Here is a 3096-nt window from a genome sequence, read left to right as displayed (position 1 = left end):
AAAATATTTTCAAAAAAACATTTAAAAAGATTTGTTGAATAGTGGGATAGTTTTCTATATTTGCAGCCGCTTTCGGGGGGATGGATATTAAGATTAGTTTTCCTGGGGGTTTTATTAAGAATTAAGGAATAAGTTCATTGAAATATTGTTAGCAGCCGGTTGTATATTAATATATGACCGAAAAAAAATAAGCAAAGTCATTTTGAGTAGATAATTCTTTGGATAGTATTAAAGTTAAAAGTTATTGATTCTATCGATAACAGACGAAATACGATGAAGAGTTTGATCCTGGCTCAGGATGAACGCTAGCGGCAGGCCTAACACATGCAAGTCGAGGGGTATAGATCAGCTTGCTGATCTAGAGACCGGCGCACGGGTGCGTAACGCGTATGGAACCTACCTTTTACAGGGGAATAGCCCGAAGAAATTTGGATTAATGCCCCATGTGATCAATATTTGGCATCGGATATTGATTAAAGCTACGGTGGTAAAAGATGGCCATGCGTCTTATTAGCTAGTTGGTATGGTAACGGCATACCAAGGCAACGATAAGTAGGGGTCCTGAGAGGGAGATCCCCCACACTGGTACTGAGACACGGACCAGACTCCTACGGGAGGCAGCAGTGAGGAATATTGGACAATGGTCGGAAGACTGATCCAGCCATGCCGCGTGCAGGAAGACGGCCCTACGGGTTGTAAACTGCTTTTGCAGAGGAAGAATAAGAAGTACGTGTACTTTGATGACGGTACTCTGCGAATAAGCACCGGCTAACTCCGTGCCAGCAGCCGCGGTAATACGGAGGGTGCAAGCGTTATCCGGAATCATTGGGTTTAAAGGGTCCGTAGGCGGGCATTTAAGTCAGTGGTGAAATCTTTCAGCTCAACTGAGAAATTGCCATTGATACTGAAAGTCTTGAATCATTTAGAAGTAACTAGAATATGTAGTGTAGCGGTGAAATGCATAGATATTACATAGAATACCGATAGCGAAGGCAGGTTACTATAGATGTATTGACGCTGATGGACGAAAGCGTGGGTAGCGAACAGGATTAGATACCCTGGTAGTCCACGCCGTAAACGATGGTCACTAGCTGTTCGGCATTTAGCTGAGTGGTTAAGCGAAAGTGATAAGTGACCCACCTGGGGAGTACGTTCGCAAGAATGAAACTCAAAGGAATTGACGGGGGCCCGCACAAGCGGTGGAGCATGTGGTTTAATTCGATGATACGCGAGGAACCTTACCAAGGCTTAAATGTAGAGTGACAGGGGTAGAGATACCTTTTTCTTCGGACACTTTACAAGGTGCTGCATGGTTGTCGTCAGCTCGTGCCGTGAGGTGTCAGGTTAAGTCCTATAACGAGCGCAACCCCTGTTGTTAGTTACCAGCACGTTAAGGTGGGGACTCTAACAAGACTGCCGGTGCAAACCGTGAGGAAGGTGGGGATGACGTCAAATCATCACGGCCCTTACGTCTTGGGCTACACACGTGCTACAATGGCCGGTACAGAGGGCAGCTACCCCGTGAGGGGATGCGAATCTTGAAACCCGGTCACAGTTCGGATCGGAGTCTGCAACTCGACTCCGTGAAGCTGGAATCGCTAGTAATCGCATATCAGCCATGATGCGGTGAATACGTTCCCGGGCCTTGTACACACCGCCCGTCAAGCCATGGAAGCTGGGCGTACCTGAAGTCGGTCACCGTAAGGAGCTGCCTAGGGTAAAACTAGTAACTGGGGCTAAGTCGTAACAAGGTAGCCGTACCGGAAGGTGCGGCTGGAACACCTCCTTTCTAGAGAAAAAGATACAGAAGAGGAATTGTTAAAAGGAATGGTTTTGCTTAATGCTGTTAACGTTCAATAAAAATAAAAGCAGAGTCTCGTAGCTCAGCTGGTTAGAGCGCTACACTGATAATGTAGAGGTCGGCAGTTCGAGCCTGCCCGAGACTACAGGGCCGAGCGTTAAAAAATGTCTAGTAGGCATTTTAACAAAGAGGCCAAATTGTTAAAAGGAATGGGAAAAGCGAGAAGTTTATCCCGATTTTGCCAATTTGCAATTGCTGATTTTACAATTGATAATTAAAGTTCATTAAAATAAATTGAATAGGAAATTCTAGGAGTTGAGTAGTAGTTGTATCTGACTACTAACTACTATATACTAACGACTAGTATATGGGGAATTAGCTCAGCTGGCTAGAGCGCCTGCCTTGCACGCAGGAGGTCATCGGTTCGACTCCGATATTCTCCACAAGGCCAAAGCGTTAAAAAAAATGTCTTTTAGGCATTTTTAACGTAAGGACCAGATGACGCATTGTCGTTATCGGAAAGTTCATTGACATATTGAGATAGAAAAGCGAGAGAAGTAGAAAATATAATAAATTAAAAAGCAAAAAGGTACAAAAGCTAAACAAGGGCGTATGGGGGATGCCTAGGCTCTCAGAGGCGAAGAAGGACGTGATAAGCTGCGAAAAGCTGTGGGGATTGGCACACACGAGATGATCCACAGATATCCGAATGGGGCAACCCGTCATGTTGAAGGCATGACATCCGAAAGGAAGCGAACGCGGGGAACTGAAACATCTAAGTACCCGTAGGAGAAGAAAACAAAAGTGATTTCGTTAGTAGTGGCGAGCGAACGCGAATTAGCCCAAACCAATATGGTTACGGCCATATTGGGGTAGTAGGACTGCGAGATTCGATGCTTAATGAACTAGAATCCTTTGGAAAGAGGAACCATAGACGGTGATAGTCCGGTATAGGTAAAGCGAGTTATTGATAGCAGTATCCTGAGTAGCACGGGGCACGTGAAACCTTGTGTGAATCTGGCGGGACCATCCGCTAAGGCTAAATACTCCTGAGAGACCGATAGTGAACCAGTACCGTGAGGGAAAGGTGAAAAGTACCGTGAATAACGGAGTGAAATAGACCCTGAAACCATACGCTTACAAGCGGTCGGAGCCCATTAGGGTGACGGCGTGCCTTTTGCATAATGAGCCTACGAGTTACTGTTGCTAGCCAGGTTAATCCGTTCAGCGGAGCAGCCGCAGCGAAAGCGAGTCTGAATAGGGCGCATAAGTTAGCAGAAGTAGACGCGAAACCG

General features: G+C 45.9%; 2 tRNA genes and 2 rRNA genes (1 of these 4 running past the window's edge). All 4 read left to right on the top strand.

Annotation, left to right across the window (positions count from 1 at the left end):
• Window positions 1-270: 270 nt before the first annotated feature.
• Window positions 271-1789, top strand: a 16S ribosomal RNA gene (locus WBG21_RS11175).
• A gap of 83 nt (window positions 1790-1872) precedes the next feature.
• A tRNA-Ile gene (locus tag WBG21_RS11170) sits at window positions 1873-1946 on the top strand.
• Window positions 1947-2170: 224 nt separating this feature from the next.
• Window positions 2171-2244 (top strand) — tRNA-Ala (locus tag WBG21_RS11165).
• 148 nt (window positions 2245-2392) lie between these two features.
• Window positions 2393-3096, top strand: a 23S ribosomal RNA gene (locus WBG21_RS11160); it runs 2124 nt beyond the window's last position.
• The 16S and 23S rRNA genes sit together here with 2 tRNA genes alongside, the layout of an rRNA operon.

The sequence above is a fragment of the Leptobacterium meishanense genome, from assembly GCF_037645805.1.
Taxonomy (GTDB): domain Bacteria; phylum Bacteroidota; class Bacteroidia; order Flavobacteriales; family Flavobacteriaceae; genus Leptobacterium_A; species Leptobacterium_A meishanense.
The sequence above is the reverse complement of the archived record's forward strand: the minus strand, read 5'-3'. Positions and strand labels throughout refer to the sequence as shown.